Origin of the sequence: Limnohabitans sp. 63ED37-2 (assembly GCF_001412535.1) — a bacterium.
Classification (GTDB): domain Bacteria; phylum Pseudomonadota; class Gammaproteobacteria; order Burkholderiales; family Burkholderiaceae_C; genus Limnohabitans_A.
The window spans coordinates 3080985-3099043 of the sequence record NZ_CP011774.1 but is presented as its reverse complement, the minus strand read 5'-3'; the positions used below and the strand labels follow the sequence as shown (position 1 = coordinate 3099043).

The 18059-nt window shown below is 63.6% G+C and carries 16 protein-coding genes; 14 read left to right on the top strand and 2 right to left on the bottom strand.

Annotated features, from left to right (window positions below):
* The first annotated feature begins 5 nt into the window (after positions 1-5).
* The 12 genes from L63ED372_RS14740 to L63ED372_RS14685 all read left to right on the top strand — a co-directional run bounded on the left by L63ED372_RS14740 (position 6) and on the right by L63ED372_RS14685 (position 13707).
* Positions 6-1160, top strand: coding sequence for an acyl-CoA dehydrogenase family protein (locus tag L63ED372_RS14740; protein WP_062407009.1), 1155 nt, complete (start codon positions 6-8; stop codon positions 1158-1160).
* Positions 1161-1206: 46 nt separating this feature from the next.
* On the top strand, positions 1207-2175 hold the full coding sequence (locus tag L63ED372_RS14735; RefSeq protein WP_062407007.1) for a Bug family tripartite tricarboxylate transporter substrate binding protein: 969 nt from the start codon (positions 1207-1209) through the stop codon (positions 2173-2175).
* 7 nt (positions 2176-2182) lie between these two features.
* Positions 2183-3160: an NAD(P)H-dependent flavin oxidoreductase gene (locus L63ED372_RS14730; RefSeq protein WP_062407005.1), complete on the top strand. Its 978-nt coding sequence runs from the start codon at positions 2183-2185 to the stop codon at positions 3158-3160.
* A gap of 58 nt (positions 3161-3218) precedes the next feature.
* Complete coding sequence (locus tag L63ED372_RS14725; protein ID WP_062407003.1) at positions 3219-4202, top strand: Bug family tripartite tricarboxylate transporter substrate binding protein; 984 nt, start codon at positions 3219-3221, stop codon at positions 4200-4202.
* A gap of 3 nt (positions 4203-4205) precedes the next feature.
* Positions 4206-5744 (top strand): class I adenylate-forming enzyme family protein, encoded by a 1539-nt coding sequence (locus L63ED372_RS14720; RefSeq protein WP_062407001.1) that lies wholly within the window; start codon positions 4206-4208, stop codon positions 5742-5744.
* Between the two features lie 80 nt (positions 5745-5824).
* Positions 5825-6706 (top strand): FAS1-like dehydratase domain-containing protein, encoded by an 882-nt coding sequence (locus L63ED372_RS14715; protein WP_062408200.1) that lies wholly within the window; start codon positions 5825-5827, stop codon positions 6704-6706.
* A gap of 23 nt (positions 6707-6729) precedes the next feature.
* Positions 6730-7890, top strand: coding sequence for an acyl-CoA dehydrogenase family protein (locus L63ED372_RS14710; RefSeq protein WP_062406999.1), 1161 nt, complete (start codon positions 6730-6732; stop codon positions 7888-7890).
* Positions 7891-7903: 13 nt separating this feature from the next.
* Positions 7904-9091: a CaiB/BaiF CoA transferase family protein gene (locus tag L63ED372_RS14705; RefSeq protein WP_062406997.1), complete on the top strand. Its 1188-nt coding sequence runs from the start codon at positions 7904-7906 to the stop codon at positions 9089-9091.
* Between the two features lie 36 nt (positions 9092-9127).
* A complete protein-coding gene (locus tag L63ED372_RS14700; RefSeq protein ID WP_062406995.1) occupies positions 9128-10492 on the top strand; it encodes an MmgE/PrpD family protein in 1365 nt (454 codons plus the stop codon).
* A complete protein-coding gene (locus L63ED372_RS14695) occupies positions 10489-11331 on the top strand; it encodes an HpcH/HpaI aldolase/citrate lyase family protein (protein WP_062406993.1) in 843 nt (280 codons plus the stop codon). Before L63ED372_RS14700 ends, L63ED372_RS14695 begins: the two co-directional genes overlap by 4 nt.
* A gap of 37 nt (positions 11332-11368) precedes the next feature.
* Positions 11369-12277 carry a LysR substrate-binding domain-containing protein gene (locus tag L63ED372_RS14690; protein ID WP_062406991.1) on the top strand — a complete coding sequence of 303 codons (909 nt, stop codon included), beginning with the start codon at positions 11369-11371 and terminating at the stop codon, positions 12275-12277.
* A gap of 116 nt (positions 12278-12393) precedes the next feature.
* Positions 12394-13707 (top strand): D-alanyl-D-alanine carboxypeptidase family protein, encoded by a 1314-nt coding sequence (locus L63ED372_RS14685; protein WP_156343640.1) that lies wholly within the window; start codon positions 12394-12396, stop codon positions 13705-13707.
* 61 nt (positions 13708-13768) lie between these two features.
* On the opposite strand, the gene acuI is transcribed toward L63ED372_RS14685, so the two are convergent.
* Positions 13769-14755 (bottom strand): acrylyl-CoA reductase (NADPH), encoded by a 987-nt coding sequence (gene acuI, locus L63ED372_RS14680; protein ID WP_062406989.1) that lies wholly within the window; start codon positions 14753-14755, stop codon positions 13769-13771.
* Positions 14756-14800: 45 nt separating this feature from the next.
* On the bottom strand, positions 14801-15691 hold the full coding sequence (locus L63ED372_RS14675) for a DMT family transporter (protein ID WP_062408196.1): 891 nt from the start codon (positions 15689-15691) through the stop codon (positions 14801-14803).
* 93 nt (positions 15692-15784) lie between these two features.
* Between L63ED372_RS14675 and L63ED372_RS14670 the strand changes: the two genes are divergently transcribed.
* Positions 15785-17362, top strand: a complete 1578-nt coding sequence (locus tag L63ED372_RS14670; RefSeq protein WP_062408194.1) for an alkaline phosphatase D family protein — start codon at positions 15785-15787, stop codon at positions 17360-17362.
* A gap of 67 nt (positions 17363-17429) precedes the next feature.
* On the top strand, positions 17430-18053 hold the full coding sequence (locus L63ED372_RS14665; RefSeq protein WP_062406987.1) for a TetR/AcrR family transcriptional regulator: 624 nt from the start codon (positions 17430-17432) through the stop codon (positions 18051-18053).
* The last annotated feature ends 6 nt before the right edge of the window (positions 18054-18059 follow it).

Genomic DNA, 18059 nt, shown 5'->3' with positions numbered 1-18059 from the left:
AAGTCATGATCCGAGACCCCGAAACCTTTGAAGCCCTGCTCGACTCCGTGCGCCGTTTTGTGCGCGAGCGTTTGGTGCCTGCCGAGAACGAAGTCGCCGACACCGACGAGATCCCGGAAGCCATCGTGCAAGAGATGCGCGAGATGGGTCTGTTTGGCCTGACCATCCCCGAGTCCTATGGCGGCTTGGAGCTGACCATGGAAGAAGAGTCGCGTCTGTTGTTTGAGCTGTGCAAGACCTCGCCCGCTTTCCGCTCGGTGATCGGCACCACGGTGGGCATCGGCTCGCAGGGCATTTTGATGGACGGCACCGAAGAACAAAAAGCCTATTACCTGCCCAAGCTGGCCACGGGCGAGTTGTCGTCTTCGTTTGCACTGACCGAGCCTGATGCGGGCTCGGACGCGGCATCGCTGCGCACCACCGCCATCCTGGACGGTGACCATTACGTGGTCAACGGCACCAAGCGCTACATCACCAATGCGCCGCATTCCAAAATCTTCACGCTCATGGCCCGCACCAACCCGGCCGACAAGGGCGCGGGCGGCGTGTCGGCCTTCATCGTCGACGCCCAATCGCCTGGCATCAGCCTGGGCAAGAACGACAAGAAGATGGGCCAAAAAGGCGCCCACACCTGCGACGTGATGTTTGACAACGTGCGTGTGCCCGCCGCCAACCTGATTGGTGGCCAAGAAGGCCAAGGCTTCAAGACCGCGATGAAGGTGCTCGAAAAAGGCCGCATCCACCTGGCCGCCGTGTGTGTGGGCGTGGCCCAGCGCATCCTCGATGACGCGCTGCGCTACGCCATCGACCGCAAGCAATTCGGCCAGTCCATTGCCGAGTTCCAGCTGGTGCAGGCCATGCTGGCCGACAGCAAGGCCGAGCTGTACGCGGCCGAGTGCATGGTGATCGACGCCGCCCGCAAGCGCGACGAAGGCCGCAGCGTGTCCACCGAAGCCTCGTGCTGCAAGATGTTCGCGTCCGAGATGTGTGGCCGTGTGGCCGATCGGGCGGTGCAGATTTTGGGCGGCGCGGGTTACCTGGCCGAATACGGCATCGAGCGCTTTTACCGCGACGTGCGCCTGTTTCGCCTGTATGAGGGTACGACCCAGATACAACAAATCATCATTGGCCGCAACATGGTGCGCGAGGCCCGGGCTTGAGATTTTTCAGCGTCATTTCACGACAAAACCACCAAGGAGACAAGGCATGACAAAGACTTTCACCCGCCGCATGGCCCTGGCCACGCTCAGCAGCTTGGCGCTGATGGGCACGGCCCAAGCGCAGACCGCTTACCCCAGCCAGCCCATCAAGTTCATCGTGCCTTATCCCGCAGGCGGCGCCACCGATGTGCTGGCCCGCATGGTGGCGCAAAAGATGCAAGACAACTGGCAGCAAAACGTGGTGGTCGACAACAAGCCCGGTGCGGGCGGCACCATCGGGGCCAACCTGGTGGCCAAAGGGCCTGCCGATGGGCACACCGTCCTGTTCAGCATCGTGGCTTTGCTCCAGCAAATTTCGCTGATGAAATTGCCCTACGACCCGATCAAAGACTTCACGCCCATCAGCCGCGTGGCCATTAGCCCCAGCGTATTCGCGGCCAGCACCAGTTTGCCGGTCAACAACCTGGCCGACTTGATCAAGCTGGTCAAGGCCAGTCCCGGCAAGTACAGCTTTGGCACTTATGGCCCCGGTACCTCGGCCCACCTGCAAGGGGAGCTGCTCAACATGCAAACAGGCATGGACCTGCTGCACATCCCTTACCAAGGCGCAGCGCCTTTGGTCACGGCCATGTTGGGTGGGCAGTTGTCCACCGCTTTCATGGACGCGGGTTCATCGCGCCAGCACTTCCCCAAGTTCAAGCTGTTGGGCGTGACGGGCACAGAGCGCCTGTCGTGGCTGCCCAATGTGCCCACCCTCAAGGAGCAAGGCCTTAACTCCTTCGAGCCGCTGGGCTGGTTTGGTTTGTTCTTGCCTGCGGCCACGCCCAAGCCGGTGGTGGACAAATTCTCCGTAGAAATCCAACGCATCCTCAAGCTGCCCGATGTGCGTGAAAAGATCGAAGCCATGGGCCTGATTCCCGGCGGCGATACGCAAGAAAACTTTGCCAAGGTGATCAAGTCCGATGCCGAAATTTATGCGCGCATCATCCGTGACGCCAAGATCACCTTGAACTGATCGCGGCATGAAAACCCGCGTCACCGAAGCCCTGGGCATTCGCTACCCGATCATTCAGGGCGGCATGCAGTGGGTAGGCAAGGCCGAGCTGGTCTCGGCCGTGTCCAACGCGGGGGGCTTGGGTGTGCTCACAGCGCTCACCCAGCCCACACCACAAGCCTTGGCGCTTGAGATCGCCCGCACCCGCACACTGACCGATCAGCCCTTTGGTGTGAACCTCACCATCTTGCCTTCGATCAACCCGCCGCCTTATGCCGAGTACCTGCAGGCCATCATCGACAGCGGTGTGAAGATCGTGGAGACGGCGGGCAACAGCCCCAAAGAGTTCATTGGCCGCATGAAGGACGCGGGCATCACCATCGTGCACAAATGCACCTCGGTGCGCCATGCCCTGAGCGCCGAGCGCAACGGTGTGGACATGATCAGCATCGATGGTTTTGAATGCGCTGGCCACCCCGGCGAGGACGATGTGCCCGGCCTGGTGCTGATCCCCTTGGCGTGCCAAGCGCTGCGTGTGCCGGTCATTGCCTCCGGCGGCATTGCCGACGGGCGAGGCATGGCCGCGGCCATGGCGCTGGGTGCCGAGGGCGTGAACATGGGCACGCGCTTTTTGGTCACACAAGAAGCGCCGGTGCACGACAACATCAAACAAGCGCTGGTGGGCGCCACCGAGCGCGACACAAAACTGATGTTCCGCACCATGCGCAACACCACGCGGGCTTGGAGCAACGCGGTCTCGCAAGAAGTGGTGGCCACCGAAAACCGCGAAGGCGGTTGCAGCTTTGAAGACATCCGCCATCTGGTCGCTGGCCAGCGCGGCAACCAGGCCCTGCAGTCGGGCGATATCGATGGCGGCGTGGTCGCTGCCGGTCAGGTGATTGGCCTCATCAACGACATCCCGCATTGCGCCGACCTGATCGAGCGCATGGTGGCCGACTGCCGTGCCACCTTGGCGCGTGCGCAGAACTGGGCCCTTCCCCCTTGAGCGGCGGCCCCACCGAGTTCCCGAAGTAAAAACCGATGACAACCCTAGGAGACAAAGCATGACCAAAACCTCATCCACCCAGCGCCGTTTACTGATGGCCCTTTTGGGGGCGGCTTGCACAGCAACTGCCCTGCCCCTGTGGGCCCAGTCCACAGGCAGTAACACCGTCAAACTCATCGTGGGTTATGCCCCAGGCGGACCCGTGGACTCATCGGCGCGTGTGTTTGCGCCCGTGCTCAGCCGCGAACTGGGCCAGCCCGTGATCGTGGAAAACCGTCCAGGTGCAGGTGGTGCGGTGGCAGGCAACACCGTGGTCAAGTCGGCACCCAACTCGCTGGAAATTTTCTATGCCGCCAGCCCCACCATGACCATCAGCCCCCATGTGCTCAAGGCCATGGCCTTTGACCCACTCAAGGACATGACCCCGCTGGCCACCATCCTGAGCTACGCCAACGTGCTGGTCATCAACCAGAACCAGCCCTTTAAAACCTTGCCCGAGTTGGTGGCCTTTGGAAAAGCCAATCCGGGCAAGCTGGCCTATGGCTCGGCGGGCATGGGCGCTTCGAACCACCTGAGCGGAGAGCTGTTCGCGCGCCGTGCGGGCATCAACATGACCCATGTCCCTTACAAGGGCAATGCCCCGGCCATGACCGATGTCATGGGCGGACAGATCCAGATGATGTTTGACATCGTGGGTGGGGCCAAGGCCCACATCGATGGCGGCAAGGTGCGGCCTTTGGCGGTGACGTCCAAAGAGCGCAACCCGGCCCTGCCGCAGCTGCCCAGCATGACCGAGTTGGGCATCCGTGATTACGACGTGGGCGGCTGGTACGGCCTGTATGGCCCGCTGGGCATGAGTGCCGAACTCAGCCAGAAGATCACCGCCGCCACAGCCCGTGCCTTGCAAGACCCCGAGCTGAACAAGCGCTGGGTGGACCAAGGCTACGTGATTTGGAACGCCAAACCCGCTGACCTTGCCGACCGTATGCGCCGTGAACACGCGCTGTGGGCCGAGGTCACCAAAGGCATGACCTTCGAATAAAACATGGCTTTGCAATTGAACTCACCGCACACGCGCATTCATCAGCTGTTTGATGAACGCGTCGCACAGGCCCCTGAGCACCCCTTTTTGTATTTGACGCAAGGGGTGATGACGCTGGGCCAGTTGGCCCAGCAGGTGGACCTGCTCGAAGCCGAGCTGCGCCAAGCGGGTGTGCGTGTGGGCGACCGTGTGCTGGTGGCCGCCGAAAACTGTCCCGAGCATGTGGCCCTGGTGCTGGCCTGCAGCCGTGTGGGGGCCTGGGCCTGCGGCGTCAATGCCCGCATGACGGCATCCGAAGTGGCCGCCTTTGCCAACAAGGCCGATGCCCGTGTGCTGTATTTCACGGTGGGTGTGTCCGAGGCGGCACGCCAGCACGCGGCGCAGCACGGCACCCAGGCCAGCGTGCTGCCCGGCTTGCAGCGCACGCTCGTCAATCCGCATGACACAGCACAAAGCGGTGAGCTGGCTGAGCAGGTCGCTGCGATCATCTTCACGTCGGGCACCACCGGACAGCCCAAAGGTGTGATGCTTACGCACGCTGGCTTGCTGCAGTTTGCGCGGGTGTCGGCGCAGTCGCGCCAGCTCTGGGCCTCGGACCGGTCTTACGCCTATTTGCCCATGACACACATCTTTGGTCTGGGCACGGTGCTCATGGCCTCCTTGCATGCGGGATCGGGCCTGCTCATGCGCAGTCAGTTCGATCCGGCCGATGTGTTTGACGCGCTGGCCCACCATGGCCTCACGCAGCTGCAAGGCCCGCCCGCCATGTTCACCCGCTTGCTGGGCTGGCTGGATGGCCAAGGCATAAGGCAGCCGGTCGCTCCGGATTTGCGCTACGTTTACACAGGCGCTGCACCGCTGGACCTGAGTGTCAAGCAAGCGATTGAAGCGCGTTTTGGCAAACCCTTGCACCATGGTTATGGCCTGTCGGAATACGCAGGCGCTTTGACCCTGTGCCGCCTGAACGAACAGCGCAACGACACCAGCGCGGGCTACTTAGTCGAGGGGGCCGAGCTGCGCATCATGGGCCCCGATGGGCAAGACCTGCCTGCTGGCGAGACGGGCGAAATCTGGATGCGCGGCGTAGGCCTGATGCCCGGTTATTTCCGTGACCCCGAGATCACGGCTCAGGTGATCAAGACTGGCGGCTGGTACGCCAGCGGCGACCTGGGCCGACAAGATGCTGACGGCGCTTTGCAGGTGGTGGGTCGCCTCAAAGAGATGATCATCCGCTCCGGTTTCAACGTCTACCCCGGCGAGGTCGAGGCCGTGTTCCTGGCCTGGCCCGGTGTGCAAAAAGCGGCGGTGGTCGGGCGCAAAGCGGCCGATGGCAACGAGGACATTTTGGCCTTCATCGAAGCCAAGCCGGGCGTTCAGCTGGACCTGCAGGCCCTGAAGGCCCATGCCCACGAACACCTGTCGCCCTACAAGCGGCCCTCGGCGCTGGTGCTGGTGCCCGAGATGCCCATGACCCTGAGTGGCAAGGTGCTCAAGCGCGAGCTGCTTGAGCAGTGGAGCGCCGCGCAAACCGGCAGCGCCTGAACGCCCCTTTTGGACTGACAAAGGCGGACTTTCACAAACACAGACGGCCCCGTGGCCCCGACTCGGCGAAGATCGAACTTATGAACACCCCCACCACCTTAGACGCCGATCAGGTTGCGCACCTGCGCAGCTGGGAGGGCCGCAACGAAACACTCGCTGACGAGATCGTGGCCGCCCCGTTGCGTGGCCAAAGTGCCTTGCTCGACCGCGATGACCCCCGCCAAGCCGCGGGCAGTGAAGTGCCACCGCTGTGGCACTGGCTCTACTTTTTACCGCAGGCCCCACAAAGCCAGATCGGGCCTGACGGTCACCCCTTGCGCGGGGGCTTTTTGCCACCCGTGCCGCTGCCGCGCCGCATGTGGGCCGGGGGACGCTTGCATTGGCAGGTCGACAACCCGCTGCGTGTGGGCGACGCCGCGCAAAAGCATTCGCGCATCGCCTCGGTCAAACACAAATCGGGCCGCACGGGCGACCTGCTGTTTGTCGAAGTCGAGCATGCTTTCAGCAACGCCCAAGGTCTGTGCCTGACCGAAACCCACGACATCGTTTACCGCGCAGCGGCTGTGCCCGGTGCGCCCGAAGTGCCACCCACCGCGGCTGAGGCTGACGCGCCCTGGCAGCGCGAATTTGTGCCCGATCCGGTGTCGTTGTTTCGCTATTCGGCACTCACCTTCAACGGGCACCGCATCCATTACGACCGCAGCTACGTCACGCAAGAAGAGGGCTACCCCGGCCTCATCGTGCACGGTCCGCTCATTGCTACTTTGTTGGTGGACCTGGTGCGCAGGCAAGTGCCCGGAGTGCGGCTGGCTTCGTTCCAGTTCCGCGCCGTGCGCCCCACCTTTGACCTTCACCCTTTCCGCTTGAACGGCCGCCCGTCTGCCGACGGCAAGACGGTTGAGCTGTGGGCCTGCGACCACGAAGGCTGGCTCACCATGCAAGCGCAAGCCACCTTGGCTTGAAACTTTTCACCTATACCAACACCATGCACACCTCACCCGACCAATACCAAGACATCCGCGACGCCGTGCGCGCCCTGTGCGCCCAGTTCCCTGACGAGTACCACCGCAAGGTCGACGAAAAACGTGGTTACCCCGAAGAGTTTGTCGACGCCCTCACCAAGGCGGGCTGGATGGCCGCGCTGATCCCGCAGCAATACGGCGGCTCGGGCCTGTCCATGGCCGAGGCCTCGGTCATCATGGAAGAGATCAACCGCTCGGGCGGCAACTCGGGCGCGTGCCACGGCCAGATGTACGTCATGAACGCCATCGTGCGCAGCGGCTCTGACGCGCAGAAAAATTTTCTCTTGCCCAAGATCGCCACAGGCGAGTTGCGCATCCAGTCCATGGGCGTGACTGAGCCCACCACGGGCAGCGACACCACCAAGCTCAAAACCACCGCCGTCAAAAAAGACGGCCGCTGGGTCATCAACGGCCAGAAGGTCTGGATCTCGCGCATCCAGCACAGCGACCTGATGATCTTGCTGGCCCGCACCACGCCTGCCGACCAGGTCACCAAGCGCTCCGAAGGTTTGTCGTGCTTCTTGATTGACCTCAAGCAAGCGATCGGCAACGGCCTCACGGTGCGGCCTATCTTGAACATGGTCAACCACGAGACCAACGAGCTGTTTTTTGACAACCTCGAAATCCCCGAAGACGCGCTCTTGGGTGAAGAGGGCAAGGGCTTCAAGACTTTGCTCGACGGCCTGAACGCCGAGCGTGTGCTGATCGCGGCCGAGTGCATTGGCGACGGCTACTGGTTCATTGACCGAGCCACCCAATACGCCAAAGACCGTGTGGTGTTCGGCCGCCCCATCGGCCAAAACCAAGGCGTGCAGTTCCCGATTGCCGACGCCTTCATTGAGCTGGAAGCTGCCAACCTCATGCGCTGGAAAGCCTGCGAAAAAATCGACGCGATGCAAAACGCTGGGGCCGAAGCCAACATGGCCAAATACCTCGCGGCCAAGGCCAGTTGGGAAGCGGCCAACGTCTGCCTGCAAACGCACGGCGGTTTTGGCTTTGCGTGTGAATACGACATCGAGCGCAAGTTCCGCGAGACCCGCCTGTACCAGGTGGCCCCGGTCTCGACCAACATGATCTTCAGCTACGTGGCCGAGCACATCCTCGGGCTGCCCCGTTCGTTCTGACATCCGTTCTGACATGACATCGCCAAGACCTCTGGACGGCATCACCGTCGTCTCTCTCGAACACGCGATTGCCGCGCCCTTTTGCACCCGCCAACTGGCCGATTTGGGCGCACGCGTCATCAAGATCGAGCGCCCCGGCGCGGGTGATTTTGCGCGGGCCTACGACACGCGGGTGCGCGGCCAATCCTCTCACTTTGTGTGGACCAACCGGTCCAAAGAGAGCCTCACGCTCGACCTCAAAAACCCCGACGCCATGGCCGTGCTGAACAGCTTGCTGCAAAGCGCCGATGTGCTGGTGCAAAACCTGGCCCCTGGTGCAGCCGCGCGCATGGGCCTGTCGTTTGAGGCGCTCAGCCCCACACATCCGAAGTTGATCGTGTGCGACATCTCGGGCTACGGCGAAGATGGCCCCTACCGCGACAAAAAAGCCTACGACCTCTTGATCCAGAGCGAGGCGGGCATGTTGTCGATCACCGGCACGCCTGAGGACCCGTCCAAAACCGGTAACTCGATCGCCGACATCGCGGCGGGCATGTACGCCTACACCAACATCCTTTCCGCCCTGCTCTTGCGCGGCAAAACCGGCCAGGGCAGCCACATCGATGTGTCCATGCTCGAAGCGCTGGCCGAGTGGATGGGCTACCCGCTGTACTACGCACATGACGGCGCCACCCCGCCGCCGCGCAGCGCCGCCTCGCACGCCAGCATCTACCCCTATGGCCCGTTTGCAGCGGGCGATGGTGGCACCGTGATGCTGGGCCTGCAAAACGAGCGCGAGTGGAAAGTCTTTTGCGACGTGGTGTTGGGCGACGCCGCACTGGCCAACGATCCGCGCTTTTGCACCAACGCCTTGCGCAGCGAGAACCGTGCGCAGCTCAAGCAACTCATCGTGGGCATGTTCGCCCGCATGAGCACAAGCGACGTCGAGGCGCGGCTGGACCAAGCGCAAATTGCCAATGCCCGCATGAACGATATGGCCGGGGTTTGGGCGCACCCGCAGCTCAAGGCGCGTGAGCGCTGGCAGCAAGTGCGCTCCCCTGCGGGCCACATCCCCGCCCTGTTGCCGCCCGGGCGCAACAACCGTTACGACTACCGCATGGACGCCGTGCCTGCCGTGGGCGAGCACACCGAGGCCATCCTGCGCGAGCTGGGCCTGGACGATGTGGCGGTGCAAGCGCTGCGCACGAACAAAGCCATTTGACCCTGCCACCCTAAACCCAAGGACAACGAGACCGCCATGGCACACAGCACGTCATCCAACACCGCCCAACTCGCCGCCTTTGCCGCAAGCCTGCGCTTCGAAGACATTCCCGAGCCGGTGGTCCGCAAGATCGAAGACCTGCTGGTCGACTGGTTTGGCTCGGCCGTGGCAGGGCACGGCTCGCGTCCGGTGGAGAGCATCACCCGCTTTGCGCAGGCCATGGGCCCGGCCCAAGGGCCTTCTGAAGTCATCATCAACCGCGCCCGCACCACGCCGTATTTGGCCGCCATGGCGAACGCGGCGGCCTCGCATGTGGCCGAGCAAGACGATGTGCATAACGGCTCGGTGTTCCACCCGGCCACGGTGGTGTTTTCGCCTGCGGTGGCGGTGGCGCAGGCCCTGGGTGCAAGTGGTCAGCAGCTGCTGGCCGCATCGGTGGTTGGCTACGAAGTGGGCATCCGTGTGGGTGAATTTTTGGGGCGCTCGCATTACCGCGTGTTTCACACCACCGGCACCGCAGGCACGCTGGCCGCAGCAGCGGCAGTGGGCCATTTGTTGGGCCTGAACGCGCAGCAAATGCAGCACGCGCTGGGCTCGGCGGGCACGCAGTCGGCGGGCCTGTGGGAATTTTTGCGCACCGCCGCCGACAGCAAACAGCTGCACACCGCACACGCTGCCGGGGCAGGCTTGATGTCGGCTTATTTGGCCAAAGACGGCTTCACGGGCGCAGCAGAAATTCTGGAAGGTCCACAAGGCATGGCCGTGGGCATGTCGAGTGATGCCGACCCCAGCCGCTTGGTGGATGGCCTGGGCACGCGCTGGGCCACGGCCGAGACCTCGTTCAAGTACCACGCCAGCTGCCGCCACACTCACCCAGCGGCCGATGCGCTGCTGCATGTCATGCAGACGCATGGTTTGAAGCTGGATGACCTGGCCCAAGTGGTGACGCATGTGCACCAAGGTGCCATCGACGTGCTCGGTCCGGTGGTGCGGCCCGTCACGGTGCATCAAAGCAAGTTTTCCATGGGCACGGTGTTGGCGCTGGTGGCGCAACACGGCCACGCGGGCCTGACCGAATTCGACCGCGACTTTTTGAGCCAAGCCACCCAGGCCCTGCGCGACAAAGTCAGCATGGTGCTCGACGCCGAAGTGGACAGCGCTTACCCCAAGCGCTGGATCGGCAAAGTGACGGTGACCACCACCGATGGCCGCGTGCTGCACGGCCGTGTGGACGAGCCCAAGGGCGACCCGGGCAACACCTTGTCGCGCAAAGAGATCACCGACAAAGCCCTGCGCCTGGCGGCCTTCAGCGGCGGTGCCACGCCCGAAGCCATGCGCCAGAGTGTGGACGCGCTGTGGCAAGTGGCCAGCTGGCCCACGGTGGGCCCGCTGCTGCCATGAGTGTGACGCCAGAGCCTTCGCGCTTGGCGCAGGCGCGCAGCTTTTTGTTTGTGCCCGGCAACCGCCCCGAGCGCTTTGCCAAGGCATTGGCCAGTGGTGTCGATGCGGTCATCATCGACCTCGAAGATGCTGTGCCGCTGGACGCCAAAGACACAGCCCGCGCCGCGCTGATGGATGCTTGGAAGGATTTTGATGCGGCCGAACGCGCACGCCTTTTGGTGCGCGTGAATCCGGCAGGCACCCCCTGGCACGAGGCCGACCTGGCTGCCGTGGCCATCCTGACGGGTCTGGGCGCGCTCATGCTGCCCAAGGCCGAAAACCCGCAGCAGGTCGAGCAGGCTTTTCGCACCAGCAGCAAACGCGTTTTGCCCTTGATAGAAAGCGCCGAGGGCGTGGGGCAGATGGACGCCATCGCCCGCGCAGCAGGCACCTTGCGCCTGGGTCTGGGCCACATCGATTTGCAGGCCGATTTGGGGCTCCGCTGCGGACCCGACGAAGCCGAATTGGCCCCAGTGCGGCTGGCGATGGTGGTGGCTTCGCGCCGTGCGGGTTTGCCAGCCCCGGTGGATGGTGTGACCACCGCCACGCAAGACGCCGAGGTGCTGGCTGCAGACGCCCAGCGCAGCCGACGCTTCGGCTTTGGGGCCAAGCTGTGCATTCACCCCGCGCAGGTGGCGGGTGTGCACCAGGCCCTGGTCCCGACCGATGCCGAGCGCGACTGGGCTCGCCGCGTGCTGGCCGCCGAAGTGGCGGCAGGCGGCGGCGCGTTCAGTGTGGACGGCAAGATGGTCGACCCGCCTGTGCTGCTGCTGGCGCGCAGTTTGCTGCGCGAGCGCTGAGCCATGAGGGGGCCGCCCCCGCTGGCACAATCCCCCCATGTCTGTTCATTTCGATCTGGTTGATTTGCGCCTCATGGTGCGGGTGGCCGAAGCCAACAGCCTCACCAAAGGGGCTGAGGCTTCGTTCATCTCGCTGCCTGCGGCCAGCACGCGCATCAAGAACCTCGAAGAAAGCATCGGGGCCAAACTGCTCAACCGCCACAGCCAGGGCGTGACGCTCACACCACCGGGCCAGGCCTTTGTGCATCGGGCGCGGCTGGTGCTGGGCCAGATCGAGCACCTGCGCGGCGACCTGCAGGAATACGCCAGCGGTATCAAAGGCCACCTGCGTGTGTACGCTAACACCACCGCTTTAGGTGAGTTTTTGCCCGAGGTGCTCAAGCGTTATTTGGCCACGCACCCCGATGTGAACATCGACCTGCAAGAAAAACTGTCCAATGAAATCGTGCGCGCTGTGATGGACGGCAAGACCGACATCGGCATCGTGGCCGGGTCTGTGCGCACCGAAACCCTGCAAACCCTGCCTTACCGGTCGGACAGCTTGGTGCTGGTGGTGCCCGATGGCCACCCTGTCGCCGACTTGCCTAGCATGCCGCTCATTGACGCGCTGGAGTTTGACCATGTGGGCCTGCACGAAGCCAGCGCCTTGCACGCCTTCTTGAACCGCGAGTGCGAGCAGCTGAACAAGCCGCTCAAGGTGCGCATCCAGGTCAGCAGCTTCGAGTCGGCCTGCCGCATGATCGAAGCCGGTGTGGGCGTGGGCGTGCTGCCCGAATCCGCTGCCCGCCGCCATGCCCGCAGCATGGCCATCCGCCTGGTGCCTCTGTCTGACGCTTGGGCCATCCGGTCCATGCAGATTTGTGTGCGCAACATCGACGAGCTGCCGGGCTTTGCGCGGGACTTGATTGACTTGTTGTCAGAAGATGCAAGGCTGGCGGTGGCTTGAGGGCTGACTTGTGCGCCGTGAATCGGGTCCTTGGGCCCATGAATCAACCGCCCCTCGAATGGCTGGCCACCTACATTAATGGTTCAGCGACAATCAGCGCTCAGCCGAACAAAGCCATGCACATCAAGACCTCTTCTCTCCTTTCCGTCCTCCTCGCCGTCGCCGCTGGCGTTCTGCTGCCCAGCTCCGCAACTTTCGCGGCCAAACAAGCCGAAGGCAAAAACACGGCGAGCAAGGTCTCTGCCGCCAAGAAGGCTGTTACCAGCAAAAAAGCGGTGCCCAACAAAAAAGCTGCACCCGGCAAAAAAGCGGCGCTCGCCGCCAACGCATTACCACCTTTGGCGGCCCAAGTCGCGTTGGCCGACAACGCGCCTGCCCTGCCTGCCAAAGCGTGGTTGCTGATGGATTACGACTCCGGCCAAGTGTTGGCTTCGGCCAACGCCGACGAAGCCTTGCCGCCCGCTTCCCTCACCAAAATGATGACCAGCTACATCGTTGAGCAGGCACTGCGCACCGGCAAACTCAAGCCCACTGACCTGGTCACCGTGAGCGAAAACGCGTGGTGCCGAGGCACCAGCGCCGAGTCGTGCATGTATTTGCCGCTCAACAGCCAAGCCACCGTGATCGACCTGCTGCGCGGCATCATCGTGCAGTCCGGAAACGACGCGTCCAAGGCGATTGCCGAGCACATGGCGGGCTCCGAAGCGGGCTTTGCCAAGTTGATGAACGCCGAAGCCCAACGCTTGGGCATGACCAACACGAACTTCGTCAACCCCACCGGCTTGCCCGACCCGGCACACAAATCGTCTGCGAAAGATCTGGCCATCCTGGCCCGCGCCATCATCCGCGATGGCAGCGAGTACTACCCGATCTATGCCGAGCGCGAGTTCAAGTACAACGGCATCAAGCAAGGCAACCGCAATGCCCTGCTCTACACCGACCCTAGCGTGGACGGCCTCAAAACTGGCCATACCGCAGAGGCAGGTTTTTGTCTGGTCACATCCGCCAAGCGCAACGAGATGCGTCTGATCTCGGTCATCCTCAACACCTACAGCGCGCAGGCGCGTGCCGACCTGACACGTGAGCTGCTCGGTTGGGGCTACAGCCAGTTTGAAAAAGTCACGCCCATTCAGCCCAATGCGGTGGTCGCCAACGCCAAGGTCAGCTTTGGCAAGACCGACACGGTGGCGGCTGTGCTGGGCGCACCGTGGATGCTCACGGTGCCCCGTGGCCAGCAAGTGCAGACCCAGTTCGAACTCAAGCCGGGCCTGGAAGCAACCATCGCCAAAGGCGCCGTGATCGGCAAAGTGGTCGCCACAGCGAACGGCAAGCCTGTGGGTGAAACCTTGCTGGTGGCGCAGGCCGAAGTGGAACGCTCTGGCTGGTTGCTGCTGGCGTGGCAGAAAGTGACTCACTTGTTTGGCAAGTGAGCGTTGACCCTTTGATTTGCCCCTGACCAGTGCTTCGGTGGCGAGCACTTGCAGGGCGTTATCAAGCGTTCACGTTCACCACCACCCGCCCACGCACCTGACCCGCCAAAATTTCTGCGCCCAGACCGATGGCGTCGGCCAAGCCCACTTCGCGGGTCATGCGCTCCAGCTGCGCAGTGTCCAGGTCCTGGGCCAAACGCGCCCAAGCGGCTTCGCGCACGGCACGCGGGGCCATCACGCTGTCGATACCCGCCAGCGTTACGCCGCGCAAGATGAAGGGCGCCACGCTCGATGGAAAGTCCATGCCTTGCGCCAGGCCGCAGGCCGTGACCACGCCGCCGTATTTCGTGCTGGCGCAGGCGTTGGCCAGGGTGTGGCTGCCCACGGTGTCGACCACGCCCGCCCAGCGCTCTTTGGCCAGCGGCTTGCCGGGGGCCGACAGTTCGGCCCGGTCCATCACGTCGGCCGCGCCCAGCTGGCGCAGGTAGTCGGCTTCTTGTAGGCGGCCTGTGCTCGCCACCACGCGGTAACCCAGTTTGGCCAACAGCGCGATCGCCACGCTGCCCACTCCGCCGCCCGCACCCGTGACCAAAATGTCGCCACTGCCTGGCGTGACGCCGTGCTTTTGCAGCGCCATCACACACAGCATGGCGGTGTAACCGGCGGTGCCAATGGCCATGGCCTGGCGCGGGGTGAAAGCGGCAGGCAGTTTGACCAGCCAGTCGCCCTTCAGGCGCGCCTTTTGCGCCAAGCCGCCACTGTGGCTTTCGCCCACGCCCCAGCCGTTCAGCACCACTTGGTCACCCGCTTTGAACAGCGGGTGTTGGCTCTCGGTCACGGTGCCCGACAGGTCAATGCCGGGCGTGAGCGGGAACTTGCGCACCACGGGCGATTTGCCGGTGATGGCCAGGCCGTCTTTGTAGTTGAGGGTGGAGTAGTCCACCTGCACCGTCACGTCGCCTTCGGGCAAGGCGCTGTCATCCAGCGTTTGCAAGGTGCAGCGGTAACCGGCGTCGTCTTTGTGGATTTGCAGGGCTTGGTAGGTCATGGGTTTCTTTCAAAAAGCGAAAACGTTCAAGGGTTTTGGGGGCGTTCATTTGCGGTTGACCAGCACAATGCCCACGGCCACCAAGGCCAGGGACAGCACCAAGGTCAGGGTCACAGCTTCGCCCAGCCAGAGCAGGCCAAACAACAGGGCGAACAGTGGCGTCAAAAAAACAAAGGCCGAAATCTTGGTGGCCGGGTAGTGGCCGAGCATCCACATCCAGGCCAAATAGCTGGCGAAGGCACCGACCACGGTTTGCACCGCGACCGAACCGATGGCAAAGCCACTCCAGCTGCCGCCCCAAGGCTCGCCCATGCCGTGTGAGACCCCGACCAACACGGCGGTGCTGACGGCCAGTTGGTAAAAAAGCAGCTTCTCAGCCGAGATGCGTGTCAGGTTGCAAGCGCGGATGGCCACGGTGGTCAGACCCCACAAAGCACCTGCGGCCAGGCCCATCAGGTCGCCCGTGGCACCGCCGCCGCCAAAGCCTTCGCGCAAGGCAAACACCACGGCCGCAAAAGCGCAGGCCATGCCCACCCATTGCAAGGGTTTCAGGCCTTCGGTGCGGATGAACAAAGGCAGCAAGGCCGCCACCCAAAAAGGCGAGGTGTACAAAAAGACGGTGAGCCGCGAGGCGGTGGTGTGTTGCAGCCCGATGTAGATGAAGGCAAATTCGGCGGCAAACAAGCAGCCCACCAGCAATCCGGCCCACAAGCTGCCGTCGCGCTCAAACAGCTTGACGCCCCGCCACTGGCACCACAGCCACAGCAGCAGCGTGGCCCCCAAGCCGCGCACGGCCGAAACAAAAACCGGCGGCAACTCGGCCACGGTGGCTTTGACCAGCACCTGTTGGAAGCCCCAAAACATGCAGCACACCAGCAAAGTGCCCACGGCCAAGGCGTCCAGGTTGTCTTTGCGGGGGCGGGTCGATGCGCTCATGTTGCCCATTGTGCCGTCCCCTGCCCGTGCGGCCTGTCACCCCCGATGCGCCCGGTTAACATGCCAACCGCAACGCCCAACACCCCACGCGCCATGCCCATCACCCCCCGCCTCAGCCCGACTTGGTCACGCCGCGATTGGCACCGCGCGGCGCTGGCTGCCGCATTGGCGCCGTGGGTCACACCCGGCGTGCGGGCGCAAAGCGCGCCGCCGCGCTGGCGGGTCAACCCTTTCAGCTTGGGCGTGGCCAGTGGCCAGCCGCAGCCGGGCAGTGTGGTGCTGTGGACGCGTTTGCGCATCGATGAGGCCGATGCCGCCCACCAGGCATCGGGCGCTTCGGTGGTGTGTGAGCTGTTTGCCGACGAGGCCTTGCGCCAACCCCTGCGCCAGTGGCGCCTGAGCACCGACGCCCGCCGGGGCCACAGCCTGCATGTGCTGGCCGATGGCCTGCAGCCGGGGCGGCATTACTGGTTCCGCTTCAGCTCCGGCAGTGCCGTGAGCCCGGTGGGCCGCACCCGCACCAGCCCGGCTTTGAACGAGGCTGTGCGCCGCCTGCGCCTGGGCCTGGCGTCTTGCCAGCATTACGAGCAAGGCCACTTTTCTGCGCACCGCGACATGGCCGCGCAAGATCTGGACTTGGTGCTCTTTGTGGGTGACTACATCTACGAAAGCAGCAACAAACAATACAAAATCCGCGCCCACGAAGGCGGCATGCCCACCACGCTGGACGCCTACCGCGCCCGCCATGCGCACTACAAGAGCGACCCCGACCTGCAAGCTTGCCATGCGGTCCACCCCTGGCTCATGACCTGGGACGACCACGAGGTGGTGAACGATTACGCCAACGATCTCGACAAGAACTTCACCGACTCGGTGGTGTTCTTGCAGCGACGGGCGGCGGCGTACCAGGCTTATTTTGAGCACATGCCGCTGCGCCTGGGGCCTGATCCGCAGCAGCCCAGCCAGATGCGTATCCACGACCGCATGGCTTGGGGCACGCTGGCCGATTTGTGGACCCTGGACTGCCGCCAGCACCGCGACCACCAGGCCTGCCCCGACCTGATGCGCGGGGGTGGGCGCGTGGTCATGGGCTGTGATGCCTTGGCCGACCCGGCGCGCAGCATGCTCGGTCAGGCCCAAGAACAATGGCTCACGGCGGGCCTCACACAAAGCCAGCGGCGCTGGAAACTGCTGGCGCAGTCCACCTTGATGGCCAGCAGCGGTGTACAGACCCCCTTGGGGCGCAGCGCATTTACCGATGGCTGGGACGGTTACCCCCAAGCGCGGGCGCGGCTCTTGCAGACGGTGGCCGATGCGCGACTGAGCGATGTGGTCATGCTCGGCGGTGACATCCATGCCAATGTGGCGGCGCACTTGCGCGTGCAAGCGGGCGATGAGCGCTCGCCCGTGGTGGCCAGCGAGTTGGTCACCACCTCGGTGTCCACCCGGGGCATGTCGACCAAACTCATGGCGCAAATCCAGCGCGAGAACCCAGACATCCGCCACGCCCGCTCGGACGAGCGGGGCTACACCCTGATCGACATCCGGCCTGAACGGCTGGATGCGCAGTTCTTGACCACCCCACACCCGGCCCAGCCCGAAGCCCGGCTGGGGCTGCAGGGGCGCTGGACCGTGCAGCAAGGCGTGGCCGGTGTGCTTGCGGGGTCTTGAAAAGACCCGGCCGTATCCAAGGGTTACCATGCGGTCTTTTTTTGGGCCGCACGGCTAGAATCGTTGCATGAACACCACCAACGTGACCGCGCCCAAGAAGTCCTTCAAAGTCCAGATGCTCGCTGCCCGCGAGACCGCCATCATCCAGTCGGTCAACCGCCTGTTGGCCGAAAAAGGTTTTGACGCGATGACGGTGGACGAGGTGGCCGCCGAGGTGGGCATCGCCAAAGCCAGCCTGTACAAACACTTCACCAGCAAGGAAGAGCTGGCCTGCGCTGCCATGGTCACGGCCATGCGCCGGGCGCAAGAGGTGATCCAGAGCACCGACCCCCAATTGGCCCCGCTGGAGAAGATCAAGGCCGTGACCCGCTGGACCATGACGCTCAAACTGCAAGGCCTGATGCCCTCATTGCCCAGCCAGAACTCCAGCCTGCGTGCCACCTTGATGGCCAGCAAGGACTACATGGACGGCTTGATGGAAGTCAGCGATGCCTTGGGCGGCTGGATCGAAGAGGCCCAAGCGCAGGGCCAGATCAACAAGGCGCTGCCCGCGGTCGCGGTGCTCTACACCTTGTTTGCCCGGGCCTGCGACCCGGTGCTCGAGTTCCTCAAGATGGGCGAGCAACACACCGACGATCAAATTCTCGACTTGGTGATGAGCACCTGCTTTGACGGGCTCAACGCCCGCTGAATCCAG